We start from the raw sequence: 25,034 nt of genomic DNA, 5'->3' as shown, positions 1-25,034 counted from the left end.
CCTTTTTGAAAAAAGCGATCATATTGATAACCGGCCTTTTGCTATTGATGTATAACGGGCAGGCGGCCGCGGCCCGGGAGCTGAAAACGGACCGTTCCGCCCTCGGAACAAGCGCCGGCGCAAAAGAGCAGCAGGCGCTGACTGGCGATCTGATGACACTGTACGGGGCGAAAGACAGCTCAGAGCTGACCTATCAGATTCCTGCGGGAGCTTCGAATGCCGATCAGTCGCTTCTGATTGATTACGAGGCGTCAAACTTATTAATTGCCCCGTCTTCTTTAACCATCGCCATTGATGATGAACCCGTCAAATCCATAAAGCTTGACGGCAGCTCCAAGCGGAAAACGGTGAAGCTCAATCTCAGCAAAAGCCAATCCGCCCAAGGCTATCACAATGTATCATTACGGTTTTACGGCGTATTAAAAGAGGGCGTCTGCGTCAGGCAGGATACGTCAGGCAACTGGATAAAAATTTATCCGGACAGCCGCCTTGTGCTTTCAGAAGCAAGCAAGTCAAAGGGAGCGGATCTCGGCCATTTCCCGTATCCGTTTGCCCAATCAGGCAATACGGGTGAAGAAACCGATATTATCCTTCCTGACAAACCGACCTCTGCTGAAGCTGAAGCCGCAGTCAAAACAGAAGGATTTCTGAAAACGTCTGACAGCAGGCTGAAGGTATCCTATGTAAAAGAATCCGGCGCCGGCAAAATCAGCAATCCGTCAATTGTCATCGGCGCTGATCAGCATTGGAACGGGAAAATAAAAGAGCTTTTCGATCGCGGGAACCTCAAAGCGGAAGACAACAAACTCCTTCTCGCTGAACGGGTTCTGACATCAGGGGACAAACGGCAGCCCGTCCTGTTTGTCACGGCGCACTCAGACAAAGCGCTGGCGGATAAAATCCGCGTCATCACAGACAGCGCTTATTCAAGCCAGCTGGGCGGAGATACTTTGACAATCGGCCGCCTTCAGCCCGCTGCGGAAAAAACAGGCAATAAACTGACATTAGAGGACTTCGGCGCGGGAAATGTAACGGTCGGATCAAACAAAACGGCGTCAGAGCACTTCTTTTACCCTGCGGCGGCCGCTGTTGATAAAAACGGTAAGGTCAAGCTTTCACTTACATTAAAGACGTCGGAATCGATCCGGACGAAGGCGGATTCAGCTAATGACGCCGAGAGAGCGGAGCTGAACGTCATGATCAACGGACAGCCGAATGCGGTGCGCCTTGATGATCTCGGCAATCAAGATAAAGATGGCTTTTACCACGTCTCAATCCCGATTGATCCGAAGCTTTTGCGAAGCAGCAGGTACATTGATCTGCAATTTGTCACGTCAGGTTTGAAACATAACAACCCGTGTATCGACCGTGACGAAAATAAATGGGTCTATATTGATAAAAGCAGCATGCTGACGTATCCGGTAAGCGATGCGGCGCAGAAAGCGGATTTCGGGCAATGGCCGCTCCCGTTTGCGGGCGGCGTGAAAGAGAAAACAGTGATCGTCATCCCGGATAATGTAAACATACAGACACTGAAAGAACTTTCTCTGGTGGCGGATTCATTCGGAAACGGCTTTACCGTAAAGACGGCATCAGACATGAAGGAAGCAGATGCCAAAGGCCGGAATGTTGTGTTTATCGGAGGCCTGCCGCAAATTCCGCTTTTGAAATCAAACGCCTCTAAGCTTCTCGTGCCGTCAGACCGCAGCGGCGCGTACGATGTTTCTTCGTTTCAGATGCTGAATGAGACAACGAAACAAGTCGCGTTTACACAGGAATCACCTTGGGACTCCGGCCGGAGCATCGCTGTTTTTGCTCCGTTATCAGGCAGCGGCGCGTCTGTCACAAAAGAGCTGATCCGCTTTTTAGACAGCACAAGCGATGCCGCAACCGTCATTAACGAAACAGCCGGCCGGCAGCTGTTTTCGAACCATCAGCAAATCAAATCCGATGAAAGCAGTCCGGCGGCTGATACGAAGAGCCGGTCCGCAGCACTGAATGTTACGTATATCGCTGTTTTCGCTGCGCTTATAATTATTGCGGCCGGTCTGATCTGGCTGACGGCAAGAAGGAAAAAAAGAAAAGCGGACAATGAAAAAAACGAAGAGTAATGAAGGAAAAAGAGGCCGTTAACAGGCCTCTTTTTTTGTATTTTTATTTCCATTTTTGGCGGTGATTTTTTTATTTTTGAAACAGCATAAAAGCCCCTTTACAACTGAACGGGACGGGAGTATGATCTCTTTTATAATCTATATCGCTTAATCTGTAATCAGAGCGGGGGAACCAATTTGCGGCGCGTCATGCCGCTTGGGGTGAATCCTTTTTCAGGTAGGGCCAACTCTCATCAGCCCGAATCCGACAGCTAACCTCGTAAGCGTTCATGAGAGGAGATGAATGAAACCTGTGCACGATTATGGCGCAGGGGCATCCGTTTGCCTCTGTGTCTTTTTGCTGTGCTGAAATATGGCATGCAATCGTTATTCGGAGACATCATAGCAGTAAGGGTTTGTAAATCAAACGGAAAATGAAAAAAAGGGGAAGACAACAAATGTACCATTCAATCAAAAGATTTTTGATTGGGAAACCGCTGAAATCACAGGCGGCCGGAGAGCAGAAACTCACGAAACTCAAGGCGCTCGCCATGCTTTCTTCAGACGCGCTGTCATCAGTTGCTTACGGAACGGAACAGATTCTGATCATTTTGGCTGCGGTAAGCGCGGCCGCGTTTTGGTATTCCATTCCGATCGCAGCAGGTGTTCTCATTTTGCTGCTTGCTTTGATTCTGTCCTACAGACAGATTATTTACGCTTATCCGCAAGGCGGGGGCGCTTATATGGTGTCAAAAGAAAACCTTGGTGAGAAGCCGGGCCTGATTGCGGGCGGCTCATTGCTTGTTGATTATATTCTGACGGTGGCGGTAAGCATTTCTGCCGGAACTGATGCGATTACATCGGCATTTCCGGCTTTGCACCCGTATCATTTGCTCATTGCTGTTTTGCTTGTGATTCTGATTATGATTTTAAATTTGAGAGGACTGTCAGAGTCGGCGTCCATTTTGGCGTATCCCGTCTATCTGTTTGTGGCGGCGCTTGTCCTTTTGATCGTCGTCGGACTGTTTAAGCTCATGACGGGGCAGGTTCATCCGGCCGAGCATACACCAATCGGCACACCCGTGGCGGGCATCACGCTGTTTTTGCTGCTGAAGGCCTTTTCATCCGGCTGCTCGGCACTGACTGGTGTTGAAGCCATTTCAAACGCGATCCCGGCCTTTAAAAATCCTCCGGCGAAAAACGCGGCCCGCACTTTGGCCATGATGGGGATTCTGCTGGCGATCTTATTTACGGGGATTACGGTGCTGGCGTACGGCTACGGCACGGGTCCGAAGCCTAACGAGACCGTTATTTCACAAATCGCCGCGGAAACCTTCGGACGGCATACGGTGTACTATTTCATTCAAGGCGTGACATCCCTGATTCTCGTGCTTGCGGCAAATACGGGCTTTTCCGCTTTTCCGCAGCTGGCGTTTAATTTAGCGCGCGATCAGTATATGCCGAGAATGTTTACGGTACGAGGCGACCGATTAGGATTTTCAAACGGTATCATCTTTCTCGGTATCGCGTCCATCTTGCTCATTCTTTTATTCGGCGGCCGCACGGAACATTTAATTCCGCTTTATGCCGTCGGCGTGTTCATTCCGTTTACGCTGTCGCAGACGGGAATGTGCATCAAGTGGATCAGGCAGAAGCCGAAGGGCTGGGCGGTAAAAATGCTGATCAACTCATGCGGCGCCGCCATTTCATTTATGGTGCTGTGTATTTTATTCGCGACGAAGTTCAATCTTGTCTGGCCGGTGCTGTTATTCATGCCTGCTGTCGTCATGCTGTTTTTCGTCATTAAAAATCACTACACCGCGGTCGGCGAACAGCTGCGGGTCGTTGATCAGCAGCCTGAGGAAATCAAGGGAACCGTCGTCATCGTGCCTGTCGCCGGTGTCACCACCGTCGTCCAAAAATCGATTCAGTATGCGAAATCATTATCGGATCAGGTCATTGCGGTTCATGTTTCCTTTGACAGAGAACACGAAAAAAAGGTGGAAAAGCGCTGGGAAGAGCTTCATAACGGCGTCCGCCTCGTCACCCTGCATTCCTCATACCGCAGTCTGGTTCACCCGTTTGATAAGTTTTTAGAAACGGTCGAACAAAAAGCGAAAAAAGAACAGTTCTCCGTGATGGTGCTGTTTCCGCAATTTATTACGAAAAAACGCTGGCAGACCATCCTTCACAACCAATCAGCCTTCTTGCTCCGCGTCCGGCTGTTTTGGAAGAAGGACATCATTGTCGCCACCCTGCCGTATCATTTTAAAAAGTAACGGTAAAGACCGCAGGCTAAAATGCTGCGGTCTTTTTTGTAAAGGAGGACGACATGGCACAAGGCGCGTTTGTCATCATACAAAATGAGGAGCGGGACATATTGCTCGTAAAACGAAAAGACATTCCCTTATGGGATTTGCCCGGGGGCAGGATCGCAGAAGGTGAAACACCTGAAGCCGCAGCCGTCAGAGAGGCCTTCGAAGAAACCGGTTATAACGTGACCATCCTGCATAAAGCCGGTGAGTATGAAAGGCCGGCATTTGAAGATACACAGCACGTATTCATCGGAGCCATTACCGGAGGAACACCGCTGATGAACGGGCCGGAAACCGCCGCATTACGCTGGTTTTCCCCAAACCGGCTGCCGCTGTTCATGGTGCCGAACAGAAAACGGCAAGTAAAAGACGGACTCAATGGGGCGGCAAATCGTAAGGCAGTCCTTAAAGACCGAAATTTGTTATCCATCCTTGATCGGCTGAGAAAAAAGCTGAGAGTATAGCCCGTGTTTCAACCCGTATAAAAAAGGGGATGAATACAGGTAAAAGGAGGATGCAGTATGCCAAGTAAAACAGCAGGACACGTAATGACGGAGCTGCTTGAACAATGGGGAGTCGGTCATATATACGGCATTCCCGGAGACAGCATTAATGAATTTATCGAAGAACTGAGACATGAACGAAATAATCTGACATTCATCCAAACCCGGCACGAGGAAGTCGCCGCCCTGGCTGCCGCGGCTGAGGCAAAACTGACCGGACAGATTGGTGTCTGCCTTTCAATCGCAGGACCGGGGGCCGTTCATCTGCTGAACGGTTTATACGACGCCAAAGCGGACGGCGTTCCGGTGCTGGCGATTGCGGGACAGGTGGCTTCCGATGAAATCGGCCGTGACAGCTTTCAGGAAATCAAATTAGAGCAAATGTTTGAGGACGTGGCGGTATTCAACCAGCAAGTACATACGGCAGAAGCGCTGCCCGATCTTCTGAATCAGGCGATCCGCACGGCTTACAGCAAAAAAGGCGTTGCCGTTTTAACCGTTTCTGATGATTTATTCGCGCAAAAAATCAAACGGGAGCCGGTTTACACATCGCCGATATACCTCAAAGCCGATATAGAGCCGAAAAAAGAACATCTCGTCACATGCGCGCAATATATTAACAACGCAAAAAAACCGGTCATTCTCGCCGGCCAAGGGTTAAAATCGGCAAAAGAGGAGCTGCTCGCATTCGCCGATAAAGCGGCCGCCCCGATTGTCATTACCCTTCCGGCAAAAGGCGTCGTGCCTGACAGCCATCCCCACTTTCTCGGGAATCTCGGGCAAATCGGCACAAAGCCCGCCTACGAAGCCATGGAGGAATGCGATCTGCTGATCATGCTCGGCACATCGTTCCCATACAGGGATTATCTCCCGGATGATACGCCTGCCATTCAGCTTGATTCGGATCCGGCGAAAATCGGCAAGCGCTATCCCGTCAATGCGGGAATCGTCAGTGATGCGGCTCTGGGGCTGAAAGAGCTGACGGAATACATTGAATATAAAGAAGACAGAAGATTTTTGGACGCCTGCACCGAGCACATGAAGCATTGGTGGAAGGAAATCGAGAAGGATGAAACCGAAGCGACTCATCCGCTCAAGCCGCAGCAGGTCATTGCCCGGCTTCAGGATGCCGCCGCAGAGGACGCCGTCCTGTCAGTGGATGTCGGAACGGTTACGGTGTGGATGGCCCGCCATTTTAAAATGAAGAAGCAGGACTTTATCGTCTCAAGCTGGCTCGCCACAATGGGATGCGGGCTTCCGGGAGCGATTGCCGCAAGCCTTGCCGAACCTGAGCGGCAGTCCATCGCCATTTGCGGAGACGGCGGATTTTCAATGGTGATGCAGGATCTGCCGACGGCTGTTAAATATAAACTGCCGATTACGGTTGTCATATTAAACAACGAAAATTTAGGCATGATTGAATATGAACAGCGGGTCAAAGGCAACATTGACTACGTCACCCAGCTGCAAAATATGGATTACGCCGCTTTTGCAAAAAGCTGCGGAGCAAAAGGCATCAAAGTGACGAAACACGAGGAATTGGCTCCCGCTTTTCATGAAGCGCTCAACTCAAATGAGCCGGTCGTCATCGACGCCGTTATCGGCGACGAGCCGCCGCTTCCGGGAAAAATCACTTACGGCCAAGCGAAGGGCTTCAGCAAATACATGCTGAAAAACTTCTTTGAAAACCAAAAAATCGAAATGCCGTCACTCAAGAAAAGCTTAAAACGGCTGTTTTAAAAAGCCGGCGCTTATAAAAAATAAACAGGCAGCATGCCTGTTTATTTTTATTTATTTACCCAGATAAGCCATAGTAAAAGCCCGGCTTTTTATTTTAGTTTTTTCTTCAATAAGGTCATGTCGGGTTATATGGAATAGGTCAGCCAATCTCCCAGAGAACCGCCCATCTTTTCATAGAACTTTTGTGCACGGTAATTATCAGATGCAGTTATCCATGACATATGCACATACCCGTTTTCTTTTGTAAATGCCTCACAACTTTTAAACAGTTCTTGGGCTGCTCCTGTGCCTCTTGCTTTTTCTGCCACGAATAAATCATTCATTATTGTTATTTTATCTGCTTTCGTCGTACTAAAACTAAAATATAATGTTGCAAAGCCAATAAGTTCCCCATCTTGTTCAGCAACGAATTGAATACCCCTGTTCTTCTCAAATAACATTTCAATCAAATGATGTATCTTTTCAATCGGTGGCTTAGGTCTTTTATAAAAATCCACGATATATAAATACATTAAATCGGTCAATTGTTTTACATCATAGTGTTCTGCGCTTCTGATTATCAAATGTTTCCCTCCTCACTCTTTTTTTAATTTTTGTTATACAAAACTTACACGGTTATTCCAAAAAATTCAATATTTTAAATTGGTTTTGAATCGGTTTGTTGCCTAAGAAAAAATAAGAAGGCGGAATCATGCTCATGAAGCGCTCAACTCAAATGAGCCGGTCGTCATCGACGACGAGCCGCCGCTTCTGGCATTCAGCATGAGGATATGTATTTAATGCCCGCTCTATTACTTTAAGGAGGGAACAGAGTGCAAGCAGTCAAACAATTGTCATTCATTCCGGAAGTATCGGGCTGTTTTTTATCCGTTAAATTAAATTCATCTTTTAAAGTCTCAGCTGTGCGAGAAGGCTTTATAGTCAAGGCTTTTTTCACTGGTGTACTTATTTGTCGCACGATAAAATTGCAATAACTGAAAGGAGGGGTGCAAGTGATAAAGAGAAAAAGGATTCAGAGGAGTTTAGATAATGGATGATAAAAAGAAAGAGGTTCAAAGAAAATACAGAGAAGAGATTAAGAGAAAGAAACAGCAAAAAGAAGATGATAAAAACTTCACAAGAGAGGCCTTTATTGTTGTGACGATAATCGTGCTGTTTATTTTTTTGAATTTCATGTTCAAAAGTTTTTAACAAAAAACCCCTGATCCCCCACTTGTACTTATTACCTATTAAGTTTATTATTGGAATAGGTAGAATATTACCAATAAGAAAAGAGGGAGAGATGATGAAAGACTTAAAAGTGTGGAAAATACTCTTACTAACGTTGGTTTGTTCAGTGATTTTTTCTGTCGTGTTTGTGACTGTTCAAAGGATTGACCTGTATTTTAATCCGTCAGAAGTACCTGTTAAATCGATTGAAAAAATAAAATAACTTGTGTGGGGGATCAGGAAAAGTGAAAAAAGTATTTTTTGTAAGTGCTATTGTTGCAGGGTTTTTCATGTCCGGTGTCGGTGTTAGCGCGGTAAAAGCGGAAGAGTACAAAATTGATCCTATTGGAGATGAAATTGGGTCGGAAGATGGACGATCTGACGTGATTGATCCAGTTGTAGCAAAAGATGGTCCAGAAGATGGGGTTAACGATGAATCCAGCGTGCAGCCTAAGATCAGAAAAATATCAGATGATATAAGCTTATTTTCTCTTCTAGGCGCCGGTGAGTGGGATTACTTAGGATCTTCAACATTTAAGGCCCGTTCAAAAACATTCTACTCTGGTGGAGGAGACCTTGGAATTCAGATTTCTCAGCCATATATTGGCCCTGGATTCACATGGCAGTATAAACTTGTAGAAGAAGATCCGGTTATCAATGATACAGTTTCCCGCTTTACTTTGGCTAATCAAAAAGGAACATATGAAGTAGTATTCAATGTACGTAGTTTTGTTGATGGAGATAATAAAAAAGCAGAATTACATCTGGAGAAACTAACAAACCCTGCAACAAGTGTCTCTACAAAATGGTGGGATTGATGTAACAGAGCAAGCCTAAGTGGTTTGCTCTTTTTGTATGTCCAAAAAACACCGATAAAAAGCCGAGAAAATGCCGACAAAACGGGGGATAAAATGGGTACTTTTTTTAGATGCGGTTTGTCATACGATAGAGACAAGAAGAAAACGAACGTGAATATCTGTCCCAAAAGGAGAAACCTGCGGACGCTGATCTTTTGCATGAGTCTATTTGTGCATCTGATTAGTGGCCGCTTTTTTTATGGCAGATTGGGAGACGTACCTTTCCTGTATTTAAGTGTGCACTCGGATGTATCGAATGACAATGAAGGTCGTTAGCTTCACAGGAGGAGCTGCTGGAGTCTATGCAGTATTGCGCGCGATAGTCACGAGGAACGCAAGAGGTGAGATCCCGATTGCAAGGAAAGTCTTTTAAACCGGCTCTCCATTTTCTTTGCTTACCTCCTGGGGAAAATCGACGGGCCACAAATAAATAAAAGCGAATAGCGTAAGGCGGTGCTTATTCTTTGCATTTATTGTAAACTCTACTAGAGGTGAAGAGTATGAGCTATAGAGAACAAAAATTAAATCCTGATGTGAAAATATGGAGATATTTAGATCTATCTAAGTTTATTAAATTGTTAACTGATGAGGACCTGTATTTTCCGCGCGCTGATAAATTTCAAGATCCATTTGAAGGCTCTAGCACAATAATAGGTGTTAAACAAAGGAGCTTAATGCTCGAAAGAGCAATAAGTGATAAAAGTAAAGATTATCCGGCACGTATTTTTTATGATGGTGAGTGGGTTGAACTCGGAAAAGTGAAAAATGGATCTGAGGATGCAGAGGTACATAAAAAAATTAGAGAAATTCACTTTGTATCTTGTTGGCATGAAAATGAAACTGAATCAGAAGCAATGTGGAAACTGTATCTAAAAAGTGGTGATGGAATTGCAATTCAAACTACAGTAGGCCGCTTACAAAAAAGCATTGAAGGTTTTCATACACCTATCATAATAGACAGAGTTAATTATATAGATTATGAAACTGAACCCTTTGACCAGAAACATGGTATATCTACACCACTCTTTCATAAGCGAAATCATTTTAGTCATGAAAGAGAAATAAGGGCTGTGTTCCCTTTTTTGTATTCACGGGATGACGGAAAATATAAAGTCTTAGATGATTATCATCAAGATAATATTAATGCTATTCATGTACCTGTTAATGATTTAGGTACCCTTATTCAGAATGTTTATATAAGTCCTGTTTCAGCTGATTGGTTCCATGAGGTAGTAGACTCTGTATTAGAGAAATTCAATGTAATGAAAGAAGACGGCACCATAATGAAGGTAAAGCACTCTAAAATGAAGGGAATACCGATTTTTTAGCATCCAATCAGGATGCTTTTTCTATAGGTTTTATTAGATATGGAGGTTAGCCGAATGAATATTAGAACTATACCGGTAGCAAAGATTAACCCCGCTCTTTACAATCCTCGGATAGATCTTCAGCCGGGCGATCCGGAATATGATTCCCTTAAAGCTTAAATAAATCGATTTGACAATGTTGAGCCGCTTGTCTGGAATGAAAGAACCGGTAATCTGGTTGGCGGACACCAACGATTTAAAATATATATGGAAAGCAACCCTGCTGAACTCACTGTCTCTGTAGTCAACCTGAATGAATCAGAAGAGAAAGCCTTAAATCTGGCTTTAAATAAGACGGGCGGAGATTGGGATGAGCACAAGCTTGAACAGGTATTGCGAGATCTACAGGAGAATAATTTTGATTTATTTGTTACTGGCTTTTCAGATTCTGAGTTAGACGAGATCCTGGATGAATTACCTGAACATGCGGGGAATGGCGGGAAGATTACTGATGGTCATGAACTGGACTTAGATGAATATGAAGACGATCATTTTGAGCATACATGCCCGAAATGCGGATTCTCGTTTAATGAGTAGGTGAAGCATATGGTCAGTTACAGATGGAGGCTTTCCGATCTAAAATCTGTAGAACGGAATGGTCTAAAGGTGTTCAGTACATTCTCCTGCGGCGGCGGTTCATCTATGGGCTGCAAACTTGCCGGATTTGAGCTTGTGGGGAATTGTGAAATCGATCCCCAAATGATGAAGATATACAGAAAAAATCATAATCCACAGCATTCTTTCTTAATGGATATACGAAAATTTAACAAAATCCCTTTGAACGAACTTCCGGCGGCTCTATTTGATCTTGATGTGTTCGACGGTTCTCCGCCGTGTAGTGTATTTTCAATATCTGGTGAACGGGAGGATGCCTGGGGAAAGAAAAAACGTTCAGGGAAGGTCAGGCTAAACAGTCATTGGACGATTTGTTTTTTGAATACCTGGATGTCGTAGAAAGATTGAAGCCTAAAACGTTTCTCGCTGAAAATGTAAAAGGAATGATAATCGGTAAGGCGAAAGGATATGTCAAGCTTGTCATTGAACGAGCAAGGAAATTGGGTATGACGTTCAGGTGTTTTTGTTGAATGCGGCTACAATGGGAGTCCCGCAGCGGAGAGAGCGGGTCTTTTTTATTGGCCGTCGGAAGGATCTGAACCTCCCGCCTTTGCATCTATCTTTTAATGAATCACCTATTTTGTATGGTGAGCTCAGGAGCGGCCGGGGATCAAAGCTGACAGAGACCTCTAAAACATATAGGCGATGGGTGAAGCGGCGCCCGTCAGATAACACTATAGGAGATATAACGAAGAGAACAGAGGGGAAAGAAAGTAATTTCAATACTGTCTTGGTCAAAAACAGCCTTGTGCCGCCTACTTTGGCTAGTAACTCTGTTTTCATACGTTATGATGAACCTTACTATATCTCTGAACGGGATATCATCTTAATGCAGTCGTTCCCGTTGGATTATGATTTCATGGGCGCTAACACCCAGTATGTTTGTGGAATGAGTGTCCCGCCTATCATGATGAAGAGGATTGCGGAACAGATTTACAAACAATGGTTATAACTATTTATCACCTTGTAGGAAATAAATGCTATCATTTCTCTAGGGGGATGATAAATGTGAATAAAATAGAAAAAAAAGTTTACTGTATTAACTGTGATACAAAAACAAATCATCAAGTAGCTCAAAATAAACATGGCCACGAATTAATGCACTCAATTAATCACAATGATTTTGATGATGGCGATGAAGAATGTGATTTTATGTTCTCTCATGAATTTTATATTGTGCAATGTATGGGATGCGATACTTTTGCTTTTCTAGATATATATGAGGATGAGGATATGTTTGAAGTAACAGGTCCAGATTATCATACTGATAGGTTGTACTATAAAGAATATAGAGTCTATCCAAAAGAGCCAATGAAGGAGAATCCTTTTGGTCCTCCTCAGTTATCAGATTATGATGAGAAATTTGAGTTTGCAAATTTGCCAGACTTAATAAGTGAGATTAGAAATGAAGCAATATATGCATATCGACAACGTATGAATTTATTATGTAATACGGGTATTAGAATGTTAATTGAAACAATATGTAAAGTAAAAGGAATCGATGATAAGAGACAAAGAATAAAAAATGGAAAACCGATTTTCGACAAAAATAATGAGCCAGTCATGGTTCCCATAAGTTTAGAAGAGAAGATAAAAAAGCTTAAAGAAAAAGAAATAATTAATGATACACAACAAAGGATATTCCTTGAAATTAAAGATATAGGAAACCAAACAGTGCATCAATTCTTCAAGCCTAAAAGGTCAGATTTATTACAGTACTTGGAGACAATAGATTCAATTCTTTATAGTATTTTTGAATTGCCGCATATAAAATTCGAAAAACATACAAGTAGTAATTAATAAGTGCTTTTTTAAAAAGGAAGGTGCTACTAACACCCTCCAATCACAACAGAGATAGCTCCCTGCGAGAGCGTGATCATGACGCGGCCGCGTTTGTGGGAAATCACGCTCTGATTCATATTGTAATGGAGGATGGGGAGCATGACAAGAGAAAAAACAAACGTATGTTCCTATTCTGATGAAGAGAAGGAAAAGCTTCTGCTTTTACATAAAACCGATGTTCTTGAAAATATCAGTGAATCCAAAGAGAAGTATCGGAAAATCGTTAGTGCAGGCATTGCACAGTGGATCAGAGACTTTCAAAACGGTCGAATAGAGGTAAACACTGTGGACGACTTAAAAAAGCTCATAGAGCTCGATATACAGCTTCAGAAGGATGAAGAAATTTAAAAACAAACTCAAACTCAATTAGATGGCTCGGGGGTGGGTGATGATGTAATGCCAAGATAAAGAGATCCACGCAGAGACCAGGCTTTTCATTTGTGGAAAGAGAGCGGCGGAACCAAGAAATTAAAAGACATTGCCGATGAATTGGGCGTCACCAGCAGCACTGTCCGCAAATGGAAAGCTAATGATAAATGGGAAGAAAAAATCAATGGGAGCGCTCCTAAATCGAAAGGGAGCGCTCCTTTTCGTCCGGGCGCTCCAAAAGGTAACAAAAACGCCCGGGGGAATAGAGGAGGCAAGGCGCCGCGCATTCAAATTTGCTGACACGGTAACAGAGATCATAAAATCTGCAGCTAGCGAGCGATGGCTGATAAAAAAGCTATTGAAGGGCCAGGGCGTTTGCACATTAGCGCCGTGAGTCTCTATCAAAAAACAGGAAAAGGACCAGTGCTGACGTACACCGTCAAAAAAGGCGGAATATTATCGTCATTGCATAGAAGTCAGGCGTAAGCATGGCCGCCCTGCAAAGGTTGAACGGTATCAAGGACCCGAATTTTTCAAAGTCGGCCAAGTATTAAAGCTGGCGGATTCGGCCGGCTCACCAACAAAAGGAAAGAAATCATCTTACACGCTGCCGTCAGGCGTTTTTAAAGTGACAAGCCCCTTAACTAAGGGAACAGCTGTGAAACAGATCCAGACGGCTCTAGCGGCTCTTTATTACTACCCGGACAAAGGGGCTAAGAATAACGGAATAGACGGCTATTACGGACCGAAGACTGCAAATGCAGTCAAACGGTTCCAGTCCATGTATGGATTGACTGCGGACGGTATTTACGGGCCAAAAACGAAAGCAAAAATGTTGTCTCTTCTGAAATAAATGAAACAGCCCTTTAATAGGGCTGTACCACAATTCTATATATTTCATAAAAATAAAGAAGTATATAGAATTGTGGTTCGCATCAATGGTAGAATGTGTTTGTTGGAAGTCGTTTCAAATACTTGTAAATTTGTATAAAATTTGAAGGGTAACCTTACGAAGAAATAGTGAAACAACACATTGCCTGATAAACATCGTGCAAAACCCAAATCCTATAGTTCAGTTGGCACTGCATATCCCGATTTTGTGTCATTATGCACTAGATAGAAATGGTTAAAATATCCTAAATAATTCAAAAAAGGTGTTTACAACCTTATTTATATCCTATATATTAGAAAAGAAGGAAAAATATTCAATGGGGGGGATACTGACGTGAAAAAGAGTAAATTTTTACTTACCACCATGTTCTCTACAACTATGTTGATTTCCGGTTTAGGCTTGGGATTTGGGAAAAGTGCACATGCTGAAGAATTTCCGCAACTTACTAATGAAAAAGTCCAAACGGAAATACAGGAAATGAAAGATGCCGGCATGACAAGTGGGGAAGTACAGAAATTCTATGAAATGAGTAAAGAAGAGTATGCGTATGTACAAGAACATGCAGAAGACTTATATAAGGATTCCCAAAAAGAAATCAAAGAATTGAAAGCCTCTGGTCAAATTGATGAAGTTCTTCCTAAATACAAGGAGCCTGAATATCAGCCCAAGAACCAAATTGCAGCAAAAGCGTTAGGTACAAAAGGTGATGTTCTTACAAGCTATGAAATTAATTCTGGAAGTTGGTCTATTGGTGTAGGACATGCTGCGGTTGTTTCAACTAACAAATCAAAAACAGTTGAAGCATGGGCGAAAAGCTGGAGCCCTATAAACCAAGATGGAGTTCGCAGATATAATAATAACTGGGGAAGTAAAAAGAAAGTTTATGGTCTATGGGTTAAAGGATCGAATAACAATAAGTATATAAACGCTGCAAAATATGCGGAAAAGCAAGCAGATAATAAAAAGAAATATAATTTCAACTTTTTAAATAAAAAGACAACTGCTAAATTTTATTGTTCTCAATTAGCTTGGCGTTCTTGGAAAAACCAAGGTATTGATATTGACAATGTCAAATGGGACAGCGTTGTAACACCAATGGAGCTTGTAAAATCCAATAACACAACAATCTTTTATCACAAGGGTTAAACAAATTGACAAAAACAATCGGTGCTGCACCGGTTGTTTTGTCATTTCAAAGGGAGGAAAATATGAATAGACTTAAGACCCTGTTTATTTTCATTTGCATACTGATAGTCACAACCTCTTGCGGTCTCATCCAAACTGGGAATGAAAAAGAGGAAAGAAGCAGCAATAAAAAGACTGTATTAAAGGATATTGACAATGCAAAATTTATTGTTGGTTTTTCTAACACTTTAGATAGGGGAAGTGAGATTGGGGTTTACGGTGAAGATGGTGCTAAAATGGATAGCTTGGAATTGAAAGATGGTATAAATTTCACGATGTCTTCATATAACAAAAACGATACGTTCTTCTCATCAAATAGAAGCAATAATCACTTGATGATAGACAATAAAACCGGAAAAATAAACAAAATAAATGAAAAGAGTTTGTCAAAAACAACTGAGGATGAAGGTGCTTTCTTTATAAATAGTTCTGACGGTTATATCATCCATGACATTAACGTTGGATATACAGACAAAGGGCTGGAAAGTGAACTGGTATATTGGAAGGGAAACAGCCGAAAAAACAAGAAACAAATAAAGCTTGACGGAGAACTTGGATCAGCAATCGTCGCTAAAAATAAAATTTATGTCATTTCAAGTGATGAAGAAAGTATGTCCATCCTTTCAATTAACCCAGAGAGAAATAAGCAAGAGAACAAGGCATCCATACCGAATAAAGGGATATACTTCATGGATGAAAAGGATGCATTCCAAGCTCTAGATGAAAATACATTTGTACTGGCAGTTAATGATAACGTGAATGAGAAAGAGAATTCTAAGCTCATATTAATAGACAGAGAGACTCTTAAGGTAAAAAAAGAAGTCGAGATGGAGAAAGGGTTTCATCCTGCAAAATTGAAAATATTAAAAGATAGCATCTTAGCCGTTTCTTTTGAGGGGAAGCTGCAGGTGTTTGATAAAAAAATGGTTAAGAAAAAATCTTTTGATTTTTATGCTGGGGATGATAACAAATTAATGAATGATGTTCAATTCAATGACAGAGAGATGTATGTTTTACTCAAAAACTTTGATATCCAGCGTGATAACAAGCTTGGAGATATCACGTCTTATGATTTGAAATCAGGCAAAAAGGTAAAAACAATCCCGCTAAAAGCAAAAAAAGAGTGGGAAATTGCCCGGTTCGAAATTTTAAAATAAGAGGAGGTGTTTATATTAGCCCGTTTTTGAGCCCTGCATATATCATACTCATTATTCTTCCGGCAGCTTCTTTTATGCTGGGGATAATAGGGTATTTCATCTTTAAAATAGTATGGACTATGGTTGTCGTCGTATTGATCCTGTCATTGATATTTATGTTTGTTGTGATAGGGGCAGAGCCAACATTTTTAATTTGGGTGTTTATCATGACGGGAGCCTGCCTTATCTCCGGTTCAATCACTAAGACTATAATGAATTTTACAAAGCGAAAATATTAAATGGTATAATCAAGAGTGTACATCAAAACCATAATCCCAAAAATCCCGCGACGAAAATTGCGGGATTTTTTCGTTTGTGTTTATTGTAGGAAAAGTTATAATATTACAAAAATAGTGATTAGAGGGAGGGATAAGTGTGGACCAAGTTTTACCGTCGTCCCAAGTTGGTGTCAAGATCAATGAATGGTACAAAATGATTCGCCAGTTCAGTGTGCCTGATGCTGAGATTTTAAAGGCTGAAGTAGAACAGGAAATAGAGGAGATGGAAGAGGATCAGGATTTGCTTGTCTTTTATTCATTGATGTGCTTTCGTCACCAATTGATGTTAGATTCCTTGGAGCCGGAAGACAGATATAGAGATCGCCCTACAGTCGACGAACTGCTTGAAAAAATAGAAAAACCACAAAAAAGACTTACAGGCTTCTTGAAATATTACTCATTGTTTTTTCGTGGAATGTATGAATTTGATCATAAAGAGTATGTTGAAGCGATAAGCTATTATCGCAAAGCAGAGAGAGAGTTGAATGCTGTATCAGATGAAATGGAGCAAGCTGAATTTCATTACAAAATAGCTGATGCCTATTATCAAATTGATCAGCACTTTGTTTCCCTCAATCATTTAAAAAAAGCCAAGCAATTGTTTGAAAAAAGTCAACTATACAAAGTGAAAGTGATTGGCTGTAATATGATGGTCGGTGCTAACATGTACGATATGTACAGGCTGACGGAGGCAGAATCATATTATCGGGAAGCATTAAGTATCGCCCGTGGCTTGGATGAGGAAAAAGTGAAAAGAATTATCGGAGTGATCTTTCATAACTTAGGCTTAGTTTATTTAAGAGAGAAAAATTTGATTGCTGCTGAAGAGAATTTCAAAAAGGCAATAGACGTGAAAGAACATATTGATACAGTGTATGGAGTGAGATCATTATATATGATGGCGAATGTCCTGTACCAATGTGATAAAGCCAAGGAAGCACGTTTCTTTTATGAAACGGCTTTAAATCGTGCTCGGACTTCTAATGAAGAGGAATATTTGGCTAAATTAAAAATCATTAATTCATTGTACGAAGAATATAATGAAACAGAAGTGAAACAAAGCTTAGGTTACTTGGAAGAGAAACGCCTTTGGTCTGATTTCGCAGAGCTAACCGAAAAATTAGGTGACTTTCATTTTGAGAAGAGAAACTATGCAGAGGGAAGAAACTTTTTAAAGAAAACCATACATGCCCAAACACAAATACTTAAGGTTACGGAGGCTATATAATGAAGAAACTTATAATCAGCTCCGCTTTAATCGGTATTCTTTTTACTGGATTATTAAGTGTGAAAAATGTTTATACTGCTGAAATGAGTGACTCTGGAACTTTTTATATCGCTGAAAAAGCTATAAATATTTAAGTGTTCTCCAATTTTTGACCTCCACCTTTTAAGACTGGGGGATTTCTTTTTCTTATCCAGTAATCAACATACGCTGCCTCATAAGGTTCTTAACCGTTACTTGTATTGCGTTCACCTTTCCGTTTTGCTGTGAAGTGTTTTCTTGAACGATGCATGCATGAGAAAGACGCCGTCCATTTTTAAGCCTATCTTCAATCATTCAAGGACAAACAAAAGAGCTATCGAGAAGATCTCGACAGCTCCTTTGTTTGTTGAGTGGCTTGCTTGCATATAGTCGTCCTAAACGAAAACGATGATTGTGAAAATCGGCAGCTGGCGAGCGATGGCTGATTAAAAAACTTATGAAGGACCAGTGCAATTCATCTCAAGAACAGCCAGAGAGCGGTCACAACAGCGATCATAAAGTAATCTCCATCATTCAGTTTAGTTCCATTTTGACTAACACACGTGCCGTCCGGTTTGTCTTTGTCCCTTTCGGAGTTTTAAGCGCAATGTTCTTCCCTATATTGTAATAAACAACTTTAAACAAATAATATGTCAGCGAACAGAATAAAAAGAGCAACATGAATTTGCCAATAAACAATATCATGTTTCATTACTCCCTTTTGCCGTTTTGTCGTTTGAATATATGACGGAGAAGTCAGGATGTTATATAAAAGGAGAAGTATTTTACAGAGGCCGGTGTTAAACATTAATGAACGGTTCGCCGCAACATCCCCAAATCCGGAACAATTTCAAAATGAAAGAGAAGCCCTAGGATTATAAAAAAATAGTCCCTAATTTGTCCGCTTTTTTTTGAAAACTTGATCCAAGATGAACATAAAGAGAGTGAATAAAAAGGACACCGTAATCATATCAATCAGAGATAGGTTAGAGGTTTCTTTTATGAGTAGCAGCCATACCACCTGCAAAACTAAAGAAATAGAAAAATAAGATATATATGTCATGATCCTCATATCCGTTTCCCCCTTATTAGCCTAATTTCTCTTTTGTGATCTTATCCAAATTAGTGAAAAGGATATCCAAGCCCGAAAATAAGAAAGTGATGAACAATGAAAGAAGCACTTCTCCGCCTTGAAATATAGATATGTTCTCAATGATATGATTGGAAACGTATTGAATTGAGAAGTAAACAGCAGCCCATGCAAAAATGAATTCAAGGATATAGGCTGACCAAGCAGGCAATGTCAAAACATGAGTCATTCCTTTAACAATTGCCGTAAGGATAAGCATATAAACTAAAGCTAAGATACTGACGACGACAGAAAATATGTATAAGTCTGAAAGTGAACCATAGATGATATATTCTCCCAAAAAATGATGTATTGTTACAGCTGCAAAACAAATAATCAGGCTGGGGACAGTTACAGCGAAGAACAGAGAGAATCCAATAAGCCCTATGAATGCTGCATGAGCTAAGCGGTTTGGCGGTGTATCCACGATCTCGAATTTTAATAGAATCATAAAAATAAAAGATGAAATCAGAAGGCAGCATAAGAAATTGAGCAAAACAATAAAAAAGACAGTCATGTGAAATCTCCAATGAAAAAGTGCTATTAGAGTGAATCTAACAGCACTTTGCATTACTTCATACGTATTTTCCTGCTGATCATTGATGAATGAGTTTAAAATGCTTTCATTGCTAAAGTTGTCAAATGAGCGAGGTTTTTAGCCTGGCTGTCAGAAAGTCCGGACTTTTTAAGTGAAAGATAAAGATTCTTTTCCACGTCAGTCCAGCTTAAGGCGACATACTCGTTCAGCATTTTCTTTAAAACCGGTTCGATGTGTTCATTGAAAACGGATTCGAGTTCATTTCTTATTTTTTTTCCTGCTAATTTTTCAACAAGATTGAATAATTTTGTTTTATTTTTCAGCACTTCTCTGATTACATCTTTGACTGGTTTTGACACAGACGCATCGCTTTGTGCTTTAAGTCCGTAGGAAAATTGCGTATCAGTCTGATAAAAAAATGATTTGGTCGTTCCAGTGGCATTGGCAGTATTATTATGATTTTCTTTAGCTAAGGATGCGGGGACAAAAGCAGTAGTTACAAGGGCTAAAGATGCGGCAAACAGAATGCCTTTAGCTGCGTGTCTAATGGGAAATCCTCCTTTAGAAATGTAGTGTAGAGAGAAATGATAGACTATGTATTTAGGCGGGACCGATATGATCCGCTTTGAACATTTTCCCCTCTCAGATACCATTCTATCAATAGGTATTTTTGGGGTAAATAGGATTTTAATACAGTATTTTTCTTATAATTCAAAATCTTCTTTAGCAGGATTCATTTTGGCTGCAGTTTCGATGAGATGGGACATGGGCTGGAGCCTATATAACACATGTACAGGCTGATTGAGGCGGAATCACATTATCGGAGCGGTTTTATAATTTAGGGTTAATGAATAAAAATAAACAGGCGGCATGCCTGTTTATTTTCGTTTGCGTGAAAGAGCGAAGAAAAACGGGAAGGCGGAACCGGCCAATAACGTACCGAATAAAAACATGCCTCCGATGAACACATGATAGTTCACACCGCCGATCCAAAGCCCCGTGATTAAGGAAACGATACTTAATGCGATCATCACAAAGCCGGGAATCAGACGTTTCTTACCCGTTGTCCGATAAGCAAAAAGAGAACAGAAGATACCGATGACAATCGGCACAATCCACAGATAAAAAAGGATAAATACTGACATAAGCAAAACTCCGATTTTTCTTCTATCATACCAAAAACGCCCGGAAAAAGATACGAACGGCACCCGGCGTCAAAAGAAAAACCGGCCGCTGATGGCCGGTTTTTTTCTAACGGAATGAATCGTAGATCACAAACAGATTAAGCGCGATCACCAAAACCGCAATCAGCCAGGCGAGAGCCGTCACCCATTTTCGGTTCGTCAGGGCGCCCATCAGGCGTTTGTTGCTTGTAAACATAATCAGCGGCACGAGTGCAAAGGAGATGCCGAATGAAAGAACGACCTGGCTCCATACGAGCGCTTCTGTGGCGTTGACCCCCGAGATAATGATGATCATCGGCGGAATGATGGTAATGAAACGCCGCAAATAAAGCGGGATACGGTAACGGATGAAGCCCTGCATGATAATATCGCCTGACAATGTGCCGACAGAAGAGCTTGAAAGCCCTGCGGCCAGCAGCCCGATCCCGAAGAGAATGGCTGAAGCCGGTCCGATATAGTGGCCGAATTGCTGATAAGCCACGTCTAAATCTTCTACATACAGCCCGTTCTTGAAGAAAAGCGCGGCAGCGACGATGAGCATGCTTGCGTTAATCGCCCCGGCGATCACCATCGCGATGAGAATGTCAATCGTCTCAAATCTAAAAATCTTTTTCCGCTCACTATCCGTTTTTCCGACGACACGGCGCTGTGTCAGTGCGGAATGTAAGTAAATGGCATGCGGCATCACGGTTGCACCGAGTATCCCGGTTGCCAAGAGCACACTGTCCATTCCGTCAATTTTCGGGATAAACAGCCCTTCGAGAACGGAGGCGGCGTCAGGTTTGGCAAAGAAGGTTTGCAGAGCGAAGGCGATCACCACGACAAACAGAAGTCCGGCGATGCCCGCTTCCAGCGCCCTGTAACCCCGGCGCTGCAGCTCTAAAATCGCGAATGATCCGATTGCCGCGATAATGGCCGCTTCAACCATCGGTATGCCGAACAGCAGGTTGAGCCCGAGCGCCGCCCCGATAAATTCTGCCAGATCAGTTGCCATAATCACCAGTTCACCCTGTATCCACAGCCCGGCGGATACCCATTTCGGATACCGGTCTCTGGCGATTTCCGGAAGGTTTTTACCCGTGGCAATGCCGAGCTTCGCGGAAAGAACTTGGATTAAAAAAGCCATCAAGTTTGAAAAGAGGATGACCCACAGCAGCATATACCCAAATTTCGAACCAGCTGAGATATTCGTAGCGAAGTTTCCCGGATCAATGTAGGCAATCGCCGCGATAAAGGCTGGGCCTAAGAAAGGCAGAAGCCGCTTGAATCCCTTGCTTTTGCCGTCAAGTGCATCCTGCACGGCTTTTGCTTGCAGTGATTGTGCTGAGATGTCTTTGCTCATTATGTCTCACCTAAATTCTGATAGATTTTTAGCTAAATAACAAAAAGTTTCCTAGATGCAAATTATTTTATCTACATCATAAATCCGCTATTATGAGATGTCAAGTTCTTTATGTTCAATAAACCGGTACATTGATGCCCTGTTTTATCTATGGTATGTATCCCGCCGAAGAAAGGTCCGAAAATGAAAACGGCATCGTTCCGGGAAAGAAGCGATGCCGTTCGCAAAGCGTGTTTCCGCGTCCGATCATGCGCGGATGCGTTGAGCGTTCTTTTAAAAAGGTGAAAAGAGGACACTTGCTCATATCACTTCACAACTTTCTGTCCGGTGCAACTGATCCTGAGAAAAAGACGCAGTATTTCCTCCGTTTTCCCGGGTAAATAGAATAATAATGTTTCTTTCCATTGGAAGATAAAACCTTTCTGTACCATTCAAATGACCTCCGGAAAAACTCCGGCCGCTCTGAATAAACGTTTGAATCAACGATATATCAGTGATTCCAGTCCAATAAACGGCTGTTATCTATCAAAAAAAGAATCGGCATGGTCACTTGCGAAGAAAAGAAGTTGGAGCATTAGACTTATTTCAGTCTCCCGGGCAAAAACGTATAATAACGTCAGGAAAGCTTTCCAGCCATATGATAAAAGAGGGGGAATTTTCTTGGTACGTCGTTTTTCGATCATTTCTTTAGCCATGATTTTTGCTGTTTCTTTATTCGCTTTTGGCGGCTCTGCATCAGCAGCAGCTTTCAAACCTAAAGCTGAACCGGACGTTTCCATTTTAGCCAGCGGGGGTACAGTCGGCATTTACGGTGCTAATATGCGCTCATGCTCTAAGGTCAGCTGTTCAACGATCACAACATTCTCAAGCGGTAAAAAAATTACAGGTTCTTGGGTCACCGGAGAATATGTTCAAGGCCACTACACCAATTCTAATAAATGGCTGAAAGTCACGTATGCAGGAGCGACAGGCTACGTTTCAGTCACCACACTATCTTATTATTACGGTTTATAAGCAGAAAAACCTCGTTCTCTTGAGAGCGGGGTTTTTCCTTTATTCCGATTCAATTTCCGCGTTTCGTTTCATCATCGTGTTTCATCAGCTGATCGATTTCTTCTTTAGAAGCGTTTTTTTTCCACTCTTTCGCCTGACTTGTCGCAATGGGAATGGCCCGTCCTTCTTCATATCCCTCATCCACCATCGCATTCGCGATTTCGATCGCTTTTTTCTTCACAGGTTCCTCGAGATTCTTCAATGATTGCGGATAATCCTTCATTGACCAAGGCATGTCTATCACTCCTTTATAAAAAGTGTTTCCCGCCTGAAGAAAAAGAAAACCGCCTCATCAAAAAAGAATGACAGCTATTTTTATGAGAGGCCAGCAATTTCCGAATAAAATATAAAGGATAAAGAAGCAAGTACAGATTGAATGCCCACCACATCAGATCAAAATCACCGATAAATACCCAAAAGGCAATCGCTTGCAGGCCTGAACAAAAGGTCAGCACAAGTGATATTAATGCGAAAGGGCGCCATAATGCATGTATCCGTTTATAAAGAAACAAGCTGTACAGCCCGGTTATCGAAATGAAAATATCTAAGGGAAAGAATGACCAGTTCCAGGCCATTATCATGGCGTTATCATAATCTTTAAACGCCATGTTTTTTGGAATCCACTCAAAAAAGTAACAATCCAATAAATGATAAATCCAATATCTGTAATGAGGAAGAGAACCTTTAACCCTTTCATCATCTGTTTCTGTCCGTATGAACGCTGTTGCCGTTTGATGACGTTTCACTTTCAGAAATAAAGTTTAAGGAAACGACACCGATGATGATCAGAAGAACAGAGACGGCTTTTATAACAGAGAACTGTTCATGAAAGAAAAAAAATCCGATCAAGGAAATCAGCACGATCCCCATTCCCGACCAGACCGCATATGCGATGGAGACACTTATATATTTCAAAGTCAAAGTAAGAAAACAAAGGCTGCCGATATAAAACAATAACAATAAAATACTTGGGACAAGTTTTGTAAATCCATTTGATAATTTCATGCTGACCGTACCCAATACTTCAAAAATGATCGCTAAACTTAAATAAATCCATTGCATTCAGCATTCTCCTTCAATCGTATTATTCAAAATTATACAATATATAGAATTTGAAGAAAATTAAACAATGGAATGTTTTCCGGATAAAAAGTCCGGCCGGGTGTAAAAAGAAAACGCCATAAAGGTATACTATGTAGAAAGAAATCAGAAAGGGCGTGCAGGACGGGTGACAGAAGAACGGACAGATCTGGAAAGACAACTGAGAGACATTCAAAAATGGGAAAAGGCGCAGCAGAGGGCGATGTTCTGGCAAACATTCACCCGCTTGCCGTTTCAGCTTTTGGACAAGCTGACACCGCAATTTATTCAGAGGAAAATCGGACTCATACTCGATGAAACGGGAACGTTTATTCAGTCAGGCGGACAGTACCTTACATCAGAAAAGCGCATCATGAAAAAGTTTCAAAAACGGCTGCCGCACGGTACATGTCAAACGCTTCACGACATCCGCAATGCGCCGCTTGCCGTCATGGACGAAATCGCAGAAGCCATAGCGCGTACAAGCGTAAAGGCCGCGACGGTGCAGGGAGCCGCAACGGGAGTCGGCGGCGTGTTTACGCTTGCGGCAGACATTCCGGCGATGCTCGGCCTGTCCTTAAAGACGCTGCAAGACATCGCGGTTGCTTACGGCTTTGATCCGAAAGACAAAAAAGAACGCGTGTTTATCGTCAAATTGCTTCAGCTTGCATCCAGTGACGTCATCGGAAAAAAAGCGATCCTGCAAGATTTACGGCAATATGATCAAAACGACCAAACCTATCAGCGCGTCGCCTCGCAAATCCAAGGCTGGCGGGAAGTCGTTTACAGCTACCGCGATACGTTCGCCGCGAAAAAACTGCTGCAAATGGTTCCGGCCGCAGGCATCATCTTCGGCGCGTCCGCCAACCGTTCAGCTTTAGAAAGCATCGCGGAAACAGGCATCATGCTTTATAAAAAACGCCGGATTCTAAAACGCATGAACGATACAGAATGATAAAAAACCACCCGCAAACACATTCAATGTGTTTTCTTTGTTTAGCAGT

At 42.3% G+C, this 25,034-nt stretch carries 22 protein-coding genes, 7 pseudogenes and 1 riboswitch; of the genes and pseudogenes, 20 read left to right on the top strand and 9 right to left on the bottom strand.

All coding sequences use genetic code 11. The features are described 5' to 3' along the window. The first annotated feature begins 5 nt into the window (after positions 1 to 5). The 4 genes from SB24_RS07550 to SB24_RS07535 all read left to right on the top strand — a co-directional run bounded on the left by SB24_RS07550 (position 6) and on the right by SB24_RS07535 (position 6,648). Positions 6 to 2,111 carry a cellulose biosynthesis cyclic di-GMP-binding regulatory protein BcsB gene (locus SB24_RS07550; RefSeq protein ID WP_039252720.1) on the top strand — a complete coding sequence of 702 codons (2,106 nt, stop codon included), beginning with the start codon at positions 6 to 8 and terminating at the stop codon, positions 2,109 to 2,111. 134 nt (positions 2,112 to 2,245) lie between these two features. Continuing rightward, a riboswitch (cyclic di-AMP (ydaO/yuaA leader) is annotated at positions 2,246 to 2,392 on the top strand. A gap of 156 nt (positions 2,393 to 2,548) precedes the next feature. After that, positions 2,549 to 4,369 (top strand): APC family permease, encoded by a 1,821-nt coding sequence (locus SB24_RS07545; protein WP_003156252.1) that lies wholly within the window; start codon positions 2,549 to 2,551, stop codon positions 4,367 to 4,369. A 53-nt stretch (positions 4,370 to 4,422) separates the two neighbouring features. Next, on the top strand, positions 4,423 to 4,869 hold the full coding sequence (locus SB24_RS07540) for an NUDIX hydrolase (protein ID WP_039252716.1): 447 nt from the start codon (positions 4,423 to 4,425) through the stop codon (positions 4,867 to 4,869). 57 nt (positions 4,870 to 4,926) lie between these two features. After that, on the top strand, positions 4,927 to 6,648 hold the full coding sequence (locus tag SB24_RS07535; RefSeq protein ID WP_039252713.1) for a pyruvate oxidase: 1,722 nt from the start codon (positions 4,927 to 4,929) through the stop codon (positions 6,646 to 6,648). Between the two features lie 125 nt (positions 6,649 to 6,773). Here the strand turns inward: SB24_RS07535 and SB24_RS07530 are convergent, their stop codons facing one another. After that, on the bottom strand, positions 6,774 to 7,211 hold the full coding sequence (locus SB24_RS07530; RefSeq protein WP_039252709.1) for a GNAT family N-acetyltransferase: 438 nt from the start codon (positions 7,209 to 7,211) through the stop codon (positions 6,774 to 6,776). A 249-nt stretch (positions 7,212 to 7,460) separates the two neighbouring features. On the opposite strand from SB24_RS07530, the gene SB24_RS19970 reads away from it, so the two are divergent. From SB24_RS19970 to SB24_RS20500, 14 genes and pseudogenes are all read left to right on the top strand, one after another. Continuing rightward, on the top strand, positions 7,461 to 7,622 hold the full coding sequence (locus SB24_RS19970) for a hypothetical protein (protein ID WP_154018559.1): 162 nt from the start codon (positions 7,461 to 7,463) through the stop codon (positions 7,620 to 7,622). Between the two features lie 55 nt (positions 7,623 to 7,677). After that, complete coding sequence (locus SB24_RS19965; RefSeq protein ID WP_014304372.1) at positions 7,678 to 7,839, top strand: hypothetical protein; 162 nt, start codon at positions 7,678 to 7,680, stop codon at positions 7,837 to 7,839. A 263-nt stretch (positions 7,840 to 8,102) separates the two neighbouring features. Then, positions 8,103 to 8,675, top strand: a complete 573-nt coding sequence (locus tag SB24_RS07525) for a hypothetical protein (RefSeq protein WP_039252705.1) — start codon at positions 8,103 to 8,105, stop codon at positions 8,673 to 8,675. A gap of 539 nt (positions 8,676 to 9,214) precedes the next feature. After that, positions 9,215 to 10,042 (top strand): hypothetical protein, encoded by an 828-nt coding sequence (locus SB24_RS07520; protein WP_052250230.1) that lies wholly within the window; start codon positions 9,215 to 9,217, stop codon positions 10,040 to 10,042. Between the two features lie 54 nt (positions 10,043 to 10,096). Continuing rightward, positions 10,097 to 10,618: pseudogene (locus SB24_RS20575) on the top strand (transcriptional regulator). Between the two features lie 105 nt (positions 10,619 to 10,723). Then, a pseudogene (locus SB24_RS07510) lies at positions 10,724 to 11,648 on the top strand (DNA cytosine methyltransferase). A gap of 56 nt (positions 11,649 to 11,704) precedes the next feature. Further along, positions 11,705 to 12,496, top strand: coding sequence for a DUF4145 domain-containing protein (locus SB24_RS07505; protein WP_099686869.1), 792 nt, complete (start codon positions 11,705 to 11,707; stop codon positions 12,494 to 12,496). Positions 12,497 to 12,637: 141 nt separating this feature from the next. Beyond that, the gene (locus tag SB24_RS07500; RefSeq protein WP_039252702.1) at positions 12,638 to 12,886 is read left to right on the top strand and encodes a hypothetical protein; all 249 of its coding nucleotides are present in this window, start codon (positions 12,638 to 12,640) and stop codon (positions 12,884 to 12,886) included. Positions 12,887 to 12,976: 90 nt separating this feature from the next. Continuing rightward, positions 12,977 to 13,189, top strand: a pseudogene (locus SB24_RS07495) (phage terminase small subunit-related protein); the annotation flags it as partial. Between the two features lie 316 nt (positions 13,190 to 13,505). Beyond that, positions 13,506 to 13,760: pseudogene (locus tag SB24_RS20215) on the top strand (peptidoglycan-binding domain-containing protein); the annotation flags it as partial. A gap of 417 nt (positions 13,761 to 14,177) precedes the next feature. Then, entirely contained in the window at positions 14,178 to 14,945 is a 768-nt protein-coding gene (locus SB24_RS07485; protein WP_082020266.1) for a hypothetical protein, read from the top strand. A gap of 62 nt (positions 14,946 to 15,007) precedes the next feature. Then, positions 15,008 to 16,141 (top strand): hypothetical protein, encoded by a 1,134-nt coding sequence (locus SB24_RS07480; protein WP_025853743.1) that lies wholly within the window; start codon positions 15,008 to 15,010, stop codon positions 16,139 to 16,141. A 414-nt stretch (positions 16,142 to 16,555) separates the two neighbouring features. Beyond that, positions 16,556 to 17,686, top strand: coding sequence for a Rap family tetratricopeptide repeat protein (locus tag SB24_RS07470; RefSeq protein WP_039252688.1), 1,131 nt, complete (start codon positions 16,556 to 16,558; stop codon positions 17,684 to 17,686). After that, the gene (locus SB24_RS20500; protein ID WP_261977438.1) at positions 17,686 to 17,820 is read left to right on the top strand and encodes a hypothetical protein; all 135 of its coding nucleotides are present in this window, start codon (positions 17,686 to 17,688) and stop codon (positions 17,818 to 17,820) included. The genes SB24_RS07470 and SB24_RS20500 overlap by 1 nt, the downstream gene beginning before the upstream one ends. Before the next feature lie 359 nt (positions 17,821 to 18,179). Here the strand turns inward: SB24_RS20500 and SB24_RS20380 are convergent. The 5 genes and pseudogenes from SB24_RS20380 to SB24_RS07440 form a co-directional block, all read right to left on the bottom strand. Then, positions 18,180 to 18,409 (bottom strand): annotated as a pseudogene (locus SB24_RS20380) (hypothetical protein). 383 nt (positions 18,410 to 18,792) lie between these two features. Further along, on the bottom strand, positions 18,793 to 19,350 hold the full coding sequence (locus SB24_RS07455) for a hypothetical protein (protein ID WP_039252683.1): 558 nt from the start codon (positions 19,348 to 19,350) through the stop codon (positions 18,793 to 18,795). 95 nt (positions 19,351 to 19,445) lie between these two features. Continuing rightward, a complete protein-coding gene (locus tag SB24_RS20210; protein WP_172437934.1) occupies positions 19,446 to 20,024 on the bottom strand; it encodes a hypothetical protein in 579 nt (192 codons plus the stop codon). A gap of 225 nt (positions 20,025 to 20,249) precedes the next feature. Continuing rightward, positions 20,250 to 20,516 carry a hypothetical protein gene (locus tag SB24_RS07445; protein ID WP_015416855.1) on the bottom strand — a complete coding sequence of 89 codons (267 nt, stop codon included), beginning with the start codon at positions 20,514 to 20,516 and terminating at the stop codon, positions 20,250 to 20,252. 106 nt (positions 20,517 to 20,622) lie between these two features. Then, positions 20,623 to 21,900: an Nramp family divalent metal transporter gene (locus SB24_RS07440; RefSeq protein WP_088005335.1), complete on the bottom strand. Its 1,278-nt coding sequence runs from the start codon at positions 21,898 to 21,900 to the stop codon at positions 20,623 to 20,625. Positions 21,901 to 22,557: 657 nt separating this feature from the next. Between SB24_RS07440 and SB24_RS07435 the strand changes: the two genes are divergently transcribed. Continuing rightward, the gene (locus tag SB24_RS07435; protein WP_039252679.1) at positions 22,558 to 22,911 is read left to right on the top strand and encodes a hypothetical protein; all 354 of its coding nucleotides are present in this window, start codon (positions 22,558 to 22,560) and stop codon (positions 22,909 to 22,911) included. A gap of 58 nt (positions 22,912 to 22,969) precedes the next feature. Here SB24_RS07435 and SB24_RS07430 read toward each other — a convergent pair. The 3 genes and pseudogenes from SB24_RS07430 to SB24_RS07420 form a co-directional block, all read right to left on the bottom strand. Beyond that, positions 22,970 to 23,185 (bottom strand): annotated as a pseudogene (locus SB24_RS07430) (DUF2188 domain-containing protein); the annotation flags it as partial. Between the two features lie 13 nt (positions 23,186 to 23,198). Continuing rightward, positions 23,199 to 23,650 (bottom strand): annotated as a pseudogene (locus tag SB24_RS07425) (DUF5360 family protein). Then, a complete protein-coding gene (locus SB24_RS07420; protein ID WP_039252676.1) occupies positions 23,647 to 24,012 on the bottom strand; it encodes a DMT family transporter in 366 nt (121 codons plus the stop codon). Before SB24_RS07420 ends, SB24_RS07425 begins: the two are co-directional and overlap by 4 nt. Positions 24,013 to 24,178: 166 nt before the next feature. On the opposite strand from SB24_RS07420, the gene SB24_RS07415 reads away from it, so the two are divergent. Then, positions 24,179 to 24,985, top strand: coding sequence for an EcsC family protein (locus SB24_RS07415; protein ID WP_003156231.1), 807 nt, complete (start codon positions 24,179 to 24,181; stop codon positions 24,983 to 24,985). Positions 24,986 to 25,034: the final 49 nt, after the last annotated feature.

The sequence above is a fragment of the Bacillus sp. Pc3 genome, from assembly GCF_000815145.1.
GTDB lineage: Bacteria > Bacillota > Bacilli > Bacillales > Bacillaceae > Bacillus > Bacillus velezensis.
The sequence above is the reverse complement of the archived record's forward strand: the minus strand, read 5'-3'. Positions and strand labels throughout refer to the sequence as shown.